Source organism: Aneurinibacillus thermoaerophilus, from assembly GCF_019603355.1.
GTDB classification, from domain to species: Bacteria; Bacillota; Bacilli; order Aneurinibacillales; family Aneurinibacillaceae; genus Aneurinibacillus; species Aneurinibacillus thermoaerophilus.
Genome location: NZ_CP080764.1, coordinates 677,501 through 691,223, shown reverse-complemented (window position 1 = coordinate 691,223; position 13,723 = coordinate 677,501). Strand labels below are relative to the sequence as shown.

At 45.8% G+C, this 13,723-nt stretch carries 14 protein-coding genes, 13 tRNA genes and 1 riboswitch (1 of these 28 only partly in view); of the genes, 1 reads left to right on the top strand and 26 read right to left on the bottom strand.

Annotated elements, in window-relative coordinates:
• Positions 1–332: 332 nt before the first annotated feature.
• The 9 genes from K3F53_RS03725 to rnhA form a co-directional block, all read right to left on the bottom strand.
• Positions 333–1,136: a MetQ/NlpA family ABC transporter substrate-binding protein gene (locus tag K3F53_RS03725; RefSeq protein WP_057899770.1), complete on the bottom strand. Its 804-nt coding sequence runs from the start codon at positions 1,134–1,136 to the stop codon at positions 333–335.
• A 148-nt stretch (positions 1,137–1,284) separates the two neighbouring features.
• Positions 1,285–1,398: riboswitch (SAM riboswitch) on the bottom strand.
• An 87-nt stretch (positions 1,399–1,485) separates the two neighbouring features.
• Complete coding sequence (locus K3F53_RS03720; protein ID WP_057899771.1) at positions 1,486–2,211, bottom strand: HAD family hydrolase; 726 nt, start codon at positions 2,209–2,211, stop codon at positions 1,486–1,488.
• Between the two features lie 164 nt (positions 2,212–2,375).
• On the bottom strand, positions 2,376–2,840 hold the full coding sequence (gene trmL, locus K3F53_RS03715; RefSeq protein WP_057899772.1) for a tRNA (uridine(34)/cytosine(34)/5-carboxymethylaminomethyluridine(34)-2'-O)-methyltransferase TrmL: 465 nt from the start codon (positions 2,838–2,840) through the stop codon (positions 2,376–2,378).
• Positions 2,841–2,976: 136 nt separating this feature from the next.
• Positions 2,977–3,375, bottom strand: a complete 399-nt coding sequence (locus tag K3F53_RS03710; protein ID WP_082706096.1) for an RDD family protein — start codon at positions 3,373–3,375, stop codon at positions 2,977–2,979.
• A gap of 40 nt (positions 3,376–3,415) precedes the next feature.
• A complete protein-coding gene (sppA, locus tag K3F53_RS03705) occupies positions 3,416–4,393 on the bottom strand; it encodes a signal peptide peptidase SppA (protein WP_057899773.1) in 978 nt (325 codons plus the stop codon).
• Between the two features lie 73 nt (positions 4,394–4,466).
• Positions 4,467–5,429, bottom strand: a complete 963-nt coding sequence (locus tag K3F53_RS03700) for an amidase domain-containing protein (protein ID WP_246615681.1) — start codon at positions 5,427–5,429, stop codon at positions 4,467–4,469.
• Between the two features lie 172 nt (positions 5,430–5,601).
• Positions 5,602–6,138: a methylated-DNA--[protein]-cysteine S-methyltransferase gene (locus K3F53_RS03695; protein ID WP_220559344.1), complete on the bottom strand. Its 537-nt coding sequence runs from the start codon at positions 6,136–6,138 to the stop codon at positions 5,602–5,604.
• A gap of 66 nt (positions 6,139–6,204) precedes the next feature.
• Positions 6,205–7,374, bottom strand: a complete 1,170-nt coding sequence (gene queG, locus K3F53_RS03690) for a tRNA epoxyqueuosine(34) reductase QueG (protein WP_220559343.1) — start codon at positions 7,372–7,374, stop codon at positions 6,205–6,207.
• 27 nt (positions 7,375–7,401) lie between these two features.
• Entirely contained in the window at positions 7,402–7,836 is a 435-nt protein-coding gene (gene rnhA, locus K3F53_RS03685; RefSeq protein WP_057899777.1) for a ribonuclease HI, read from the bottom strand.
• 102 nt (positions 7,837–7,938) lie between these two features.
• Here rnhA and K3F53_RS03680 point away from each other — a divergent pair, with 102 nt between their 5' ends.
• A complete protein-coding gene (locus tag K3F53_RS03680; protein ID WP_246615680.1) occupies positions 7,939–8,625 on the top strand; it encodes a B3/B4 domain-containing protein in 687 nt (228 codons plus the stop codon).
• A gap of 46 nt (positions 8,626–8,671) precedes the next feature.
• Here K3F53_RS03680 and K3F53_RS03675 read toward each other — a convergent pair whose 3' ends face one another.
• The 17 genes from K3F53_RS03675 to K3F53_RS03595 form a co-directional block, all read right to left on the bottom strand.
• The gene (locus K3F53_RS03675) at positions 8,672–10,006 is read right to left on the bottom strand and encodes a purine/pyrimidine permease (protein WP_236781905.1); all 1,335 of its coding nucleotides are present in this window, start codon (positions 10,004–10,006) and stop codon (positions 8,672–8,674) included.
• Between the two features lie 24 nt (positions 10,007–10,030).
• Positions 10,031–10,711 (bottom strand): uracil-DNA glycosylase, encoded by a 681-nt coding sequence (locus K3F53_RS03670; RefSeq protein ID WP_057899778.1) that lies wholly within the window; start codon positions 10,709–10,711, stop codon positions 10,031–10,033.
• A 441-nt stretch (positions 10,712–11,152) separates the two neighbouring features.
• On the bottom strand, positions 11,153–11,362 hold the full coding sequence (locus tag K3F53_RS03665) for an alpha/beta-type small acid-soluble spore protein (protein WP_091259837.1): 210 nt from the start codon (positions 11,360–11,362) through the stop codon (positions 11,153–11,155).
• 234 nt (positions 11,363–11,596) lie between these two features.
• The gene (locus tag K3F53_RS03660; RefSeq protein ID WP_062731163.1) at positions 11,597–12,337 is read right to left on the bottom strand and encodes a uracil-DNA glycosylase; all 741 of its coding nucleotides are present in this window, start codon (positions 12,335–12,337) and stop codon (positions 11,597–11,599) included.
• 90 nt (positions 12,338–12,427) lie between these two features.
• Positions 12,428–12,501, bottom strand: a tRNA-Gly gene (locus K3F53_RS03655).
• An 8-nt stretch (positions 12,502–12,509) separates the two neighbouring features.
• Positions 12,510–12,594, bottom strand: a tRNA-Leu gene (locus K3F53_RS03650).
• A gap of 27 nt (positions 12,595–12,621) precedes the next feature.
• Positions 12,622–12,710, bottom strand: a tRNA-Leu gene (locus K3F53_RS03645).
• 12 nt (positions 12,711–12,722) lie between these two features.
• Positions 12,723–12,796, bottom strand: a tRNA-Cys gene (locus tag K3F53_RS03640).
• A 6-nt stretch (positions 12,797–12,802) separates the two neighbouring features.
• Positions 12,803–12,878 (bottom strand) — tRNA-Gly (locus K3F53_RS03635).
• 58 nt (positions 12,879–12,936) lie between these two features.
• A tRNA-Gln gene (locus tag K3F53_RS03630) sits at positions 12,937–13,011 on the bottom strand.
• Between the two features lie 4 nt (positions 13,012–13,015).
• A tRNA-His gene (locus tag K3F53_RS03625) sits at positions 13,016–13,091 on the bottom strand.
• A 12-nt stretch (positions 13,092–13,103) separates the two neighbouring features.
• Positions 13,104–13,177: transfer RNA gene (locus tag K3F53_RS03620), tRNA-Trp, on the bottom strand.
• 22 nt (positions 13,178–13,199) lie between these two features.
• A tRNA-Tyr gene (locus K3F53_RS03615) sits at positions 13,200–13,284 on the bottom strand.
• A gap of 52 nt (positions 13,285–13,336) precedes the next feature.
• A tRNA-Thr gene (locus K3F53_RS03610) sits at positions 13,337–13,412 on the bottom strand.
• A gap of 28 nt (positions 13,413–13,440) precedes the next feature.
• Positions 13,441–13,516, bottom strand: a tRNA-Phe gene (locus K3F53_RS03605).
• Positions 13,517–13,529: 13 nt separating this feature from the next.
• Positions 13,530–13,606: transfer RNA gene (locus K3F53_RS03600), tRNA-Asp, on the bottom strand.
• Positions 13,607–13,652: 46 nt separating this feature from the next.
• A tRNA-Met gene (locus tag K3F53_RS03595) sits at positions 13,653–13,723 on the bottom strand; it runs 5 nt beyond the window's last position.

Below are 13,723 nucleotides of genomic sequence, written 5' to 3'. Positions count from 1 at the left end.
AGCTCACCTCCGTAAAGTATCGCTCCTTTTCAATATAGCAAATCACTCCGTTAATTTCCAATGTAAGCGCATTATCTTTAACAAGATTGTCTTTTCTGCGATATTCCAAAGTATGACACAATCCATTATAATAAAGATGAAATAGGCTTGGGAAAGGAGACAAAGAAATGGTTATCATCTTGCTTGTCTCAGTCATGTTACTTGGTGCGATCTTCACAGCTGGTTATAACGAAGACAAAACTTGGGGACTATGAAATATAAGAACTCCGCATCTTTTATAAAGAGCGGAGTTCTTGCGTTAGGCAAAAAGGGCAAGCCGGTTGTCTCGCTTCTTAGAATACCGGAATAACTGCACCTTTATATTTTTCTTCGATAAACTTCTTCACATCGTCTGATTTCAGTACTTGAATCAGCTTCTTAATCTCCTCGCGGTTTTCATCGCCTTCTCTAACAGCGATAATGTTAGCAAACGTTTTGGCGGCCTCGGAATCTTTGTTTTCTACCGCAAGCGCCTGGTCGAACGTCAGACCGCCTTCCATCGCGTAGTTTCCATTAATGACTGCGTAATCCACTTCATTGATCGCCCGCGGCAGCATGGAAGCTTGCATTTCCGTAATTTTGATCTTTTTCGGATTCTGGATAATATCCTGTTTCGTCAAGCTGTTTAGCTCTTTGCCGGGCGTCAGTTTAATCCAGCCTTTCGATTCCAGCAATTTCAATGCGCGTGCACCGTTGGATACATCGTCTGGAATCGCTACAACTGCACCTTGTTTCGGTTCAGGCGCCTTTTCTTTGCCTGGGTACAGTCCCATCGGTTCCAAGTGAATGCCATCCAATGCTTTGATATGAGTGCCATGTTTTTTATTGAAATCTTCAAGATAAGGAATGGTTTGGAAATAGTTCGCATCAAGCTGTTTTTCTTCAAGCGCCGTGTTCGGCAGCACATAGTCTGTAAATTCTTTTACTTCCATCTCCACGCCTTGCTCTTTTAATTTATCCTGTACAAACTTAAGAATTTCCGCATGCGGAACAGAGCTTGCACCGACCACAATTTTCTTCCCATTACCTTCCCCGCCGCATGCCGCGAGCAAACCGACGGTGAGCAACAAAACGACAGATACAATCCATTTTTTCATCGTCTTTTACCCCTCTTTACTCTCAATTCATTTCTAATTTTCTATGTCTGGCAAAGGTGTCGGTTCGTATCGCGCACATGGGCCCGATATGCGTGATACAAAAACCCCTCTCCGGCAGAGCGAAGAGGGGTTATATCTTAACCTCGAACTCTTATCTGCCAGGATAGAAAAATCCTGCTGGAATTGGCACAGCATTTTCCGCTCAAGGAAAATCCGCTGCCGGGCTTCATTGGGCCAGTCCCTCCGCCTCTCTCGATAAGCGAGAAATATTTAATTATTATGCTGAGAACTATATTACGTGTCTTATGCACTCTTGTCAATTATTTTTCTAATAAAATGTTTTTGTTAATTATTCGGAAAAAATTCCGTTGCGTGAAATAAGTTGATCGTACAGCTCTTGCAGCGTACCGGAAGCATCCACCCGGTATTGTGGCACACCGCGATCAATCTTGTAATCTTCGACAAGAAATGTCTTCAAACCAACTTCCGCCGCTACCATATCCTGTTGCATATCATTGCCGACCATGATAGCATACTTCGGCTTTATGCCAATCCGTTCACAAATTTCCAGGAAATATTTTGGGTTCGGCTTACAATAATGGGATGACTCAAAAACGGTTACATGAATAAAATCATTTTCCTTGAGACCAGCCCACTTCATCCGCTCGCGAATAGCAACGTCGGGAAATATCGGATTGGTAGCCACAACAAGCTTGTAGCCCTGCTTTTTCGCTTCCTCTACGACTTGAAGCGCGTACGGGTGCGGTTCAATATCTTCCTTCAACCGCGGAAACTCTTCCGCATAAAACTTATCAAACACAGGCCAGATGGCTTCCTGTTCTAAGCCGCACAACGAAAGGAAATGGTCACGGAAAATCTCTTCGTTCGTCCGTTCTGCCCTGTCATCTGTCATCATGTACTTGGTCGCCTGCCACACAGACTTGACCAACAATTCCGGATCGACAATATGAGCGGTATATTCCCCCAGCCTCTTCATATACCTGTGAACAAAAGCTTCTGTGTCCAATGCCAACAACGTTCCGTCCAGATCAAATAGCATCGCTCTTTCCGCCATTCCCGGATCCTCCTTTTACTGTTTCCACTGCTGAGCGATATGCTCTTTCTATTCTTGTACAAATCCCGATAATTGCAGCCTGTCTGTTTCGCACGGTCGATAATAATGAACATGCGGAATTTATTCCTTCGATAATATATACCTCCAAACTTCTGTATCCCGTTTTACTTCATGCCAGGGTAACCTATTTGTCTAAGACCTTCATACAATACAATCGCCGCTGTATTAGACAGATTAAGTGAACGAGTCGCATCGCCCATCGGGATGCGTATCGTTTGTCCGGGATATTGCGAAAGAATCTCTTGCGGAATACCGGTTGTTTCCTTACCGAAAACAAAAAAATCACCATCCCTGTATTCTACCTCGGAATGGTATCTCGCTCCACTCGTCTCGACAAAAAAGAGCCGTCCTTCCCTGTGCTGCGCTGCGAAATCGGCGAACGATTTATAGTATGTAATATCGACCGCATGCCAATAATCAAGCCCTGCCCGCTTTAAATATCTATCGTCCGTGGAAAAACCGAGCGGCTCGATTAAATGAAGCTTTGTCCCGGTCGCCGCACACGTGCGGGCGATATTGCCCGTATTGGCCGGTATAAGCGGCTCATGCAACACGATGTTAAACGCCATTCACCTGTTCACCTCATCTTTATCATAGCACATTCTTTGTAAAACAGAAATGAACGTACTTTCGTCTGTTGCTTTTCATCATAATATGTAAAAAAGAGCCGCTGCGCAAAATTGCGGCCCTTCTCTTCGCATTCCTTTATTTCGTCTTCACTACATATGTGCTGGCTATCTTGTCATGCCAAGCCTGTTTTTGCTTGTCGAATCCGGCCCATATAAACCCGAGGAAAAATACAATGGCGGATAGGATTTTGCCGATTGTCTCTCTTAAGACAACCGCGCCCCAACCTGCCGCGCTGCCATCCGTCCGCACTACTTTGACCCCAATAATCATTTTGCCAAGCGTCTGCCCATACAAACCAGTAAGGATAATGTAGTAGGCAAGCCCGATAAGATTCTCTATATTCCACTCTACGGAAAATGTCTCGGACGAAGTTAACCCTAAAATATACATAACTGCCATCAGCACAATAGCGTCAATCAAGGCTGCCAAAAAACGAATCCAAAATCCGGCGTACCGCATGCTTTCATGTTCCATAAGCACTCCTCCTTTTGCCCGGTTGCCACCAATGTATGAACTACGGACGATAAATATACTCGAGGCTTGGTGTCCGTCTTTCTTCTTTCAGAACATCGGGTAAAGACTGCAAATTCAATGAAAAAAGTTTAGCCGAGAAAGACGAGAATATTTTAGAAAAGCCGAACGGCTCTTCGTAGCGAACAACCGTTGCTTCCTGCAAACCGGCCATTTTTCGTGCCGCCTCAGTCGCATCTTCCAATGTGCCAAATTCGTCAACCAAACCGTTCGCTTTCGCCTGCTTTCCTGTATATACCCTGCCATCGGCAAGTTGAAGAACCTTTTCCCGTGGCATCTTTCGGCCTTCCGCAATTACTGAAACAAACTGCTGATAACTTTCATTAATCATATTTTGCAATAATGCCTGTTCATCTTGCGTCATTTCGCGCATCGGATTTCCAATATCCTTGAACTTACCACTCTTAATTACAACTTCTTTAACCCCGTATTTTTCTGCAAGCTCACCGTAGTTCAAATACGAAGCGATCACGCCGAGACTACCAGTCAGCGTGGACGGATTGGCAAAGATTTTATCTCCAGCTGTTGCAATATAATAGCCGCCAGAGGCCGCATATGAACCCATGCTAATAACAATCGGCTTTTTCGTTTCCGCTTTAATCTGTTTGAGTTTACGATACAATTCATCCGTCGGAACAACTGCTCCGCCCGGCGAGTTAATCCGAATAACGAACGCTTTAACCTTCGGGTCATCCTTCCCCTGGTTCAACTGGGAAATAAGCGCTTCGTAATCAAATGAACTATTCCAGCTTGTTTCTTCCGAGATCACGCCTTCTACATATAGTTGCAATATCTTGTCGGAGCCGCTTCCTGATACGATTTCCTCTTGCCACAATTTCGGGGCAGAAGCAGATATCGTATCGCCCCGCAATATTTGAAGGAACAGCGCCGCTCCTACTATGACTACAACGATTGCAAGCGCAATCCACCTCCGTTTGTTCATATTGCTCATAACAATCATTCACTTCCTCCTTATCTGCATATCATCCTTCCTCTTTTCTTTACGAATCATCCGTTCAAAAGATTCAATTCGTTTATAAAATATGAAAAAAACGATACTGAATGCGCGGTGTATAAGCGGTTGAATCATGATAGTCCCAATAGCGATGGCGACTGTTCGTCGTATGGGCGTTCACAAGTGGCATACCCTGGCTGTCTTTGGCCACAACAATAGTGGAATGCTGCCACCGCCCGTCGCCGTCAAAATCATAGCAAATCACATCTCCTAGCGATAGTTCACCAGCGCTCGTTTTCACTTCGGTTTTAATATGGCCTCCCTTTTCGAGATACCAGCGAAAACTGTGCGCAACCGCCCAACTATGACTCCACTGTGCCGATGGGCTGTTTCCTCCTCTATACCACCAACCTGTCGCCTTGTTGCCTGTATAGCGCATGGGGATTCCCCCCGCATACAAACATTGCGATATAAAGTTCGTACAATCCACGTCAAAGTGACGAAACTGTGGGTTGTAGCCGTCCCACCACGCTTCGGCATAACGCACCGCCTGAAGCCGATCGTACGTATAACGTAATCCGTGCTCACTTCCGTCCTCTACCTCATATTTGTCATTACCACCCAAACAAAGAACTTCTAATGCTTCTGATTCCCAAGCATTAAGGTGGGCGACAATCGGTTCCTCCTGCTCAACGACCCAGTTTTCCTCGCATTTTCGCAATACAATGCGTGTGCGTACTTCTTTTTCCTGCTCATACCATTGATTCTCCAGTTGATAAGCATACCATTCGTTCGCTTCAACCCGAACGATAATTTCTGTGGTACCTTCTTTTTCAATTTGGATACCACTAAGCTGCAACCGACTTTTCAGCGGACGCGCATTTCTCGCAGAAAGCTGCTGCCTGCGCCGCGCATTACAGGCCTGAATCATTTCCGCTTTTGTGCCTTCGCCCAGATAAGAATCCAGTTCTTCCGCCTCTACAATCATTCCTTTTGTCCGACATTGAAAATAGTGTTCTAGCGCCTCTCTCCATGTGGTCATTTCCTTTCTCCTTTCCAAAGCGGTCTATCTTAAAAAATATCGTTTCAAAATATGTATATGCTCCACGAAGACCAGAATAATAGCGCAAACCAAAAAAGGTGGTGTATGACGCTTTGTATGCAAGCGTCATACACCACCTTTTCCACTTCTTATTTCTTGTATTATTTATCATTTATACAAAACCGATTTCCGAACGCTCCAGTACGCCCTCCAACCGCAGCAAATATTCTTTGATATGCAACCCGCCGCCGTACCCGACAAGCGCGCCATTTGAGCCAATAACCCGATGGCACGGAATGAAAATAGACAACGGGTTTTTGTTATTAGCTCCGCCAATAGCGCGCACCGCTTTCGCAGCGTTTATTGCCAATGCAATGTCTTTGTACGATCTCGTTTCGCCATATGGAATCCTTCGTAACTGCTCCCAGACCATTTTTTGAAACGCCGTACCGTGTATGTCAAGCGGAAGGGTAAACTCACGGCGTTTGCCCGCAAAATACTCGCCTAACTGTTTTGTCGCTTCTAAGAAAAATTTCGGAGCATAGGTAATTTTCTCCGTATGAAGCCATTTCTTCGTCCAACGCACCAAAGAAAGCTTAGCTGTCTCGCTTTCGCCAAACTCTACCCAGCACATTCCAGCGTCAGCAGCGGCCAATGTAATAGGCCCGAGGGGACTTTGATACACGGTATAGTAAACTTCCGACTTCACCTAATCCCTCCCTTTATACATTTTCTTTTCATCTTACCTCGGATAAAAAACGAAAATCCAGTACAATCATTCGACATTTTCTGTAAGGGACAGCGCTTTTTCTATCTCTCTAAGAACTGTTTTAACTTTTTCGCGTGTTTTCGCTTTTTTTAGAGCGGTAATTGCTGCATCGCCGCCGATTCTGCCGAGCGCCCAAGCAGCCGTTCCCCGCATCACAGGACGTTCATCATTTGTCATGATCTCAATTAAATCCTGAACCGCGCTCTTATCCTTAAAATGTGCCAAGGCTAAAATCGCATTGCGCTGAATGGGCTTCTTTCCTCTCCAAGCTCCGGATGTACGGCCAAACTTCGCAGCAAATTCTTTTTTGCTAATGGTTAAAAGCGGTTTTAACAATGGCTTGGCCATCTCCGGATCAGGAACGAATTCCGGATGATGGGTAAAATTGATTTTGCGGTTTTTGGGACAAACCTGCTGGCATGTGTCGCAGCCATATAAACGGTTGCCAACCGCCGGACGAAATGCTTCCGGAATCATATCTTTAACCTGTGTCAAAAATGCGATACAACGTTGTGAATTTAGCTGTCCCCTTTGAACGATGGCGCCCGTCGGGCAAGCATCGATGCAAATCGTGCAATCCCCACATTCGTCCTCTATCGGTTTATCCGGCGGAAACGGCGCGCTCGTCAACATTTCTCCAAGGTATACCCATGAGCCGAATTCAGGAGTGATAAGCGATGTGTTTTTGCCTACCCAGCCTAATCCGGCGCGTTCCGCCACCGCCCTGTCTGATAATGCACCCGTATCCACCATAATCTCGGTCTTAATATCAGGGACTTTTTCGTGCAGGAATTGTTCCAGCTTTTTCAGACGATCGCGCAGTACACGATGGTAGTCTTCCCCCCACGACACGCGGGCCATAATCCCCCGATAATTTCCAGGCGTCGATTTTGGCGGCGCCTCCATGCGGGAGGGGTAGGCGAGTGCAATAGCGATAATCGATTTGGCTTCCGGCATAATTTGCTCTGGATGCGTCCGTTTTTCAATATCTTTTTCTTCAAAACCGGACTCGTAACCCAGCTCACGATGTTTATACAATCTTTCTTTTAATGTTAGAAACGGGGCCGACGAGGCAAACCCGATTTTATCAATTCCAATTTTATGCGCATATGCAATGATTTCCTGCTTCAGGTGGCTCCAATCCGTCTCCGCTTGTTTGTGCTGCTTTTGTTCCATCCTGCCACCCCTTCGTTTTTCTTCCTTCTACCGGCGCACAATGGCCCCAGTCGCCAGTTCGTCGCATCGGTTGTTTAATTCGTCGTCTGCATGTCCTTTTACTTTTACATACTGTACATTGTGAATTTCCATCAGCGCCAGTAGTTCTTTCCATAAATCTTGGTTTTCCACTGGTTGCTTTTTGCTATTTTTCCAGCCGTTTTTGATCCAGCCTTTATACCAGCCCTGCTGGAAACAGTTGACAAGGTAAGCACTGTCGCTATGCAAACGTACATTGCACGGCTCTTTTAATGCTTTAAGTGCCTCTACGGCAGCTTTCAGCTCCATGCGATTGTTCGTCGTGTTATCTTCGCTACCGCACATTTCTTTGCGATGCTTCCCATATAATAACACGGCTCCCCAACCGCCGGGCCCCGGATTGCCGGAACAGGCGCCGTCCGTATAAATGATCACATCTTTCATCTTGTCCCTCTTTTTCTTTAGATTTATTTATTTAGTATATCAATTTCTCCTGTCTTTTTGGCAAAAAATATGATAAAATACCATCAAAAAGGAGGTTGACCTGTGCAAACATATACAATGGATTCCTCCATTCGCGATAAAGTGCCCGGACTTAGGCTCGGTATTTTACATTATGATAATGTATCGCTGTCAGCCACACCCAAAATGCTGAAAGGACGCATTAATCTGTTTTTGGAAAATATACGTCATGATTATCTGGATAAACCGATAACAGAAGTCCCTGGCATTACAGAATGGCGCCGTATATTCAAAGCCTTAGGTATAGATCCTTCACGCTATCGTCCTTCCTCGGAGGCGCTTGTGCGACGCGTGCTACAAAACAAACCGTTTCACTGGATCCATACAGGCGTGGATATAAATAACTTCTTATCTTTGCAATTCGGTCTTCCGGCCGGATTGTATGACCGTGATAAAATCGAAGGAAATGTCTGCCTGCGCCTTGGAAAGAAAAGTGAAACATATAAAGGATTAAACGGGCGGGAAATTTCCTGTGAAGGAAAACTTGTGCTTGCTGACGAGCAAGGACCGTTTGGCAGCCCTTTTGTCGACTCCATACGTACAAGCGTCACGGAAGAGGCAAAACGATTAGCACATGTTTTCTACATCTATCCAGAATTTAACCGCTGGACAGACGAACAGTTGTTGAAATCGGCCGGAGAAATGTTCACTCATGTAAATGGCGGAGCATGCACGAAAGTAGACGGAAAGCCATATCTTGTTATTACATAGCGCAGCAAAAAACTCGCGAAAACTTCGCGAGTTTTTTGCTTGAAAGTTATGATTTTTGACGCATGACAACCTGTTCCATAAAAATAACCAACAGAACTCCCATAACAAGACCATTGCCAAATAGATTGCTGAAGATAGGCGGCAAGCTCCGCAACGCTTCAGGCGGAACAAACATCAGTCCGATTCCCCCCAACAATCCAAACCCGACAATTAAAATCTTTCTTTCATCCAGAATAACACGCCCGAAATCCCGCAGACCAAAACCAAGTAACTGCGTAAATGTAACGAACATGACCGCATACCCGACAGGAGACGGCAAGCCAGCAAGAATACGACTTACCGGCGGCAAGATGCCGAGTAACATCATCATGACCGAACCAACTATAAAGGGGAGACGCGAAGCGATGCGCGACACCTGAATAACACCTGCAGCGATGGAAAGGGGAACGAGACCGACGATGCCTCCGACTCCTGACAAGATATGCGCTACCCCCGTCATTATTCCCCCTCGCCGATAATTTTCTTCCTGCGGCCGCACACCTACCACTTGGCTTACAACAGCAATGCTGGCAATAAGGTTCGTCAACAAAATTAAAGCTGTAATCAGAGAAGTTAAAATCGTGCCGACATGCAATACAGGTGGCCCCCAGAAAAATAGTTTGGGTAAAGAAAATAACGCCCCTGCCTCCTGCAGCGGCTTTATCCACCCCGTCGCTAAATATATGAGCCATCCGACGACCATACTGATAAGAATAGCGAAACTGCGGATGTACTTAAACCGTGAACGAATCATGACAAACGTAAAGAAAACAAGCCCTAAAGAAACAGCGGCCAGAGCAGGCTGAACCCCACTTCCCGGCGAAAAATAATCAATACCGAGCATCCCTTTCACAACCGGGCCGCTTAGCGAGGCGGCAAGCAAAACTAAATAACTTCCACTGACAAGCGGCGTAAATATTTTCTCGATTTTCTCAATAAATCCAGTCGCTCCGAGAATAATCAGCATAATTCCTGCAACAATAAGCCCTAGTTCCAAAGATTGCGCGATTTCACGCGGCGCCTGTCCAGCAGCCATGCCGAGGTTGGCTAAAATCACGAAAATGCCCCACCACATACCAGCCGGTCCTTCTGTGATCGGCAATCGGTGACCAAATAAGATTTGCAAAAGCGATACAAGTCCTATAAAAAAAAACGTCTGCTGTACAAACTGACTCAGCTGCGATGCATGCAATCCATACATTTCCCCGATCGCCAACGGCACGACAAGAGAACTTGAAAGCGTAACAAAAAACCACTGCGATGCAGCGGTTACCGTTACTGAGAGAGGCGGCGTTTCGTTTAATCCATACAAGTTTCTACCTGATTCTAGCTGTGATCCCACTCTTCTCTCCTCTCCTCCCGTTTTCTAATTTCCCTTGGCACATTCGATAGCAACCTTCAAATCTGCCCATACTTCCCGCTTTGTTTTGGCAAGGGCATCGCCCCGCTGCCGTACTACGTATGCTGGATGCCATGTAGGTACAACTTTAATTCCCTGATAGTCATACACATTGCCCCTGAACTGTGACATAGTTTTCATATCCGGAAAGAAAAATTGCAGCGCCACTTTGCCGAGTGCAAGTACCACCCGAGGCTTGATAAGTTCCAGCTCTCGCCGTAAATATTTGCTACACTCCAATGTTTCCTCCCGCATCGGGGTCCGGTTTTTCCCTTTTTCATCCGTGACCCGGCACTTCACCACATTAGTCATATATACTTGCTCGCGCCGGATTCCGGCTTTACCAAGAATAAGCGTCAGCAAAGAACCGCTGATGCCGACAAGCGGTAGGCCCCAGTTCTCTTCATCTTCTCCTGGCCCTTCGCCTACAATCATGAGCGGAGTGCCCGTGTTGCCGGTGCCTGGCACGCGATTTTTCGCGTTCTCGCATAGTTGGCAATCCATACAGTTTAGTATATGTCGACGAAGCTGTTCCATATGTACAATGCGCTCTACCTGATACAGCGCCGGTTTTACATCGTCTGGCTTGTATCCATCTTTTGTCAGACGACGGTAAAAATCCTGCATGCCTTCCGCGACATGTTTCATCCGCTTTCTCTCCCATCATGATTACATCCTTTTCTACAATACCACATTTTTTTCATATGTTAAAATAGTAGACAAAAAAACGGAGCATAGCCTTTTGCCCCAGCTCCATTTTTCATCTTTTTTGTGCCTTGCACCTGCTCTTATTTTTTGTTTGTTCACTCATCTGTACCGTTCAGGCTTCGAGCAGCTGCTCTTTCGTCTTTAGACCAGACTGCGGAATAGCATGGTTGACTACATAAAAACTTCCAGTACGGTAGTGCTTACTAAGTTGACGTTGATAATGAACCTTTCTTAACATAAAATATTCCGCTACCTTATTTCAGGCAGCGGAATATTTGCTAAGCATACTCTTCAAGAGTTGCTCCATTTTCCACGCACTTTCTGTTCTCTTTTCACGCATTGGTAACAAAAGAATACATAGCTTCAAAGCGATACAAAAAGTTATTGGATACGACCAGAAAGCTGCTGTTCAGCCATCTGCACAAGGCGCTTCGTAATTTCTCCACCTACAGAACCATTCTGGCGTGAAGTAGTATCCGGGCCAAGTGTCACACCAAACTCTGCTGCAATTTCATACTTCATCTGATCCAGCGCAGCCCGGGCTTGCGGGGCAACCAAGTTGTTCGTGTTACGTGTTTGACGTTGATTCATCATGAAAAACCTCCTAATAGTGAATATTGGTGAATGCTAGTCTTAAAATTCCTCATAGAATAAATTTTATACATAAATTACATTGGTGATTTTTACAAAAAAAGAAAATGCTATAGATGACCACTTTTATAGTCAAATACAAGCAGAATACTCTTCATCATCCTTTAAGCGTTAACATAGGGGGGAGAAGTGCAAGGATAAAAACTTTATTGTGAAAAAACATAAACATATCCTTTATAAAAGTACGCTATTTAATTTCAACTCTTCCACCGTTTTCCGTAGTTTATGCAAGTCCTGCTCAAACACTTCCTGAAGCTCCCTGCGATAGATAATCGCTGCGGGATGATACAGTGGAAACACATGATATTCTTTTTCTGACAATGTAAATTCACGGCTATCTTCTTTTTCGCCAGCATGCTGTATTGGCACAGTCAACAAAGTACCATGCACTTCGGAAATGCTATAATCAGGAACTAAACGCTTTAAAGGAGTGGAACCGAGGGTAACAATCAATTTTGGATTAACCAAGTCGATTTCCATATCAAGCCATGTTGCACAAGATCGAATCGCATGCTGAGAAGGGGGCTTATTGGACTTGGTAATTTTTTTGGTACCATCCTTTAGTATACGTACTGTTTCTTTGTAGGGACGGCAGCGGGTGGTGTTCGCAACATACATTTTGCTCCGGTCTAAGCCCGCAGAAGCCAAAAACCTATTTAAATTTTCTCCAGCTTTTCCCTGAAAGGGGCGGCCGCTTTTCATTTCTTCTGCTCCCGGGCTTTCCCCGATAAGCATAACTTCTGCATTTGGAATTCCTTCACCCGGAATAGGAGTTTGTCCTTCTTCCCGTTTCACTCCATCTTCACAACGCACACAAATTAAAAATTTCTCAGGCAATAACATGGATTCCTCCCCTTTCCCTTTTATCTTTTCCTTAAATTGCGAGATATAATCGGAAACATTTGCAGACTCCACTGATCGTTCTCCATAAATAAAAAACGCGACCCTTCGTCCTTTTAGGAACGAAAAACCGCGTTGTTCGTATGTATATGCATCTAAAATAAATGGAGCGGGTGATGGGAATCGAACCCACGTATTCAGCTTGGAAGGCTGATGTTCTACCATTGAACTACACCCGCATTATGTATGGTGCCGATGGTCGGAGTCGAACCGACACTCCCGAAGGAACACGATTTTGAGTCGTGCGCGTCTGCCAATTCCACCACATCGGCACGAGATAAAGATAAAACACTAATAAATGGTGCCGAGGACCGGAATCGAACCGGTACGGTAGTCACCTACCGCAGGATTTTAAGTCCTGTGCGTCTGCCAGTTCCGCCACCCCGGCATAAAAGAAAAATGGAGGAGGCACCCGGATTCGAACCGGGGATAAAGGTTTTGCAGACCTGTGCCTTACCACTTGGCTATGCCTCCATTGTATGGAGCGGACAACGGGACTCGAACCCGCGGCCCCAACCTTGGCAAGGTTGTGCTCTACCAGCTGAGCTATGTCCGCATCTTTTATTTATTATAAATTCTTTTGTTAAAGGTTTCAACTACTTGCGTAAAGGAAGTGGCTGGGGTACCTGGATTCGAACCAGGGAATGACGGAGTCAAAGTCCGTTGCCTTACCGCTTGGCGATACCCCAGCAATGGGGCGATCGATGGGAATCGAACCCACGAATGTCGGAGCCACAATCCGATGCGTTAACCACTTCGCCACGACCGCCATAAATAAATATGGCAGGGGCAGTAGGAATCGAACCCACACTGGAGGTTTTGGAGACCTCTGTTCTACCATTAAACTATGCCCCTATACATTAGGCTACTTGAAAAATGGTGGAGGGGGACGGATTCGAACCGCCGAACCCAGAGGGAGCGGATTTACAGTCCGCCGCGTTTAGCCACTTCGCTACCCCTCCATATTATTGGACAATCCAAAGAGTAGATATTCAGAGTAATGAAATACTGTGATGGTGCCGGCGAAAGGAATCGAACCCTCAACCCCCTGATTACAAGTCAGGTGCTCTGCCAGTTGAGCTACACCGGCTTCATGATAAAATTCCTAAGTTTGTGACTGGTGGCTCGGGACGGAATCGAACCGCCGACACGAGGATTTTCAGTCCTCTGCTCTACCAACTGAGCTACCGAGCCCAATGATGTAAAATGGCGGAGCCGACGGGACTCGAACCCGCGACCTCCGGAGTGACAGTCCAGCGTGAACTCCAACTTCACCACGGCTCCGCATAACAGGAATGAATATTATGTTTGCATAAATGCTTTTATTTGTTGGTTGCGGGGGCAGGACTTGAACCTGCGACCTTCGGGTTATGAGCCCGACGAGCTACCAACTGCTCCACC